We start from the raw sequence: 398 nt of genomic DNA, 5'->3' as shown, positions 1-398 counted from the left end.
TACGCGAGAGCGGCGATACGGATCTGACTAAAGGTGCTAAGGGCATGGAGGTTAAGGCCGATGGAACGTGGCGCAGTGTAGATTCGTACTCTACCCTCTACGGAACTGCCGACGGCAAGGTCTACCAAGAGAAACCAGGCCAAGAGAAACGCGAAGTTGGGAAAGAGCTTACCCCTACGACAGTTCCTGTAAACCCGATTGCATATGCTGAAGGCGGCGTAGGCGGCAACAGCGTTGTTCCTCTCAAACCGCGTACCCCGCTTAAACCAGGGGAGAAGGCTCAGTAACCCCGAACTTCTCTCGGTAGTATGGTGGCGCATCCAGATTGTATGGCTGGATGCGCCACCTTTTTGTGTCTAAAACACCCTTCTGCCTGGAGCTTTGCTGGAAGAAATATG

1 pseudogene is annotated in these 398 nt (G+C 53.5%); it reads left to right on the top strand.

Going from position 1 to position 398, the window contains the following annotated elements:
• Positions 1–287, top strand: a pseudogene (locus HMPREF2554_RS10750) (hypothetical protein); the annotation flags it as partial.
• Positions 288–398 lie beyond the last annotated feature (111 nt).

The sequence above is a fragment of the Rothia sp. HMSC071F11 genome (assembly GCF_001809115.1).
Lineage (GTDB): Bacteria > Actinomycetota > Actinomycetes > Actinomycetales > Micrococcaceae > Rothia > Rothia dentocariosa.
This window is presented reverse-complemented; position numbering and strand designations above follow the sequence as displayed.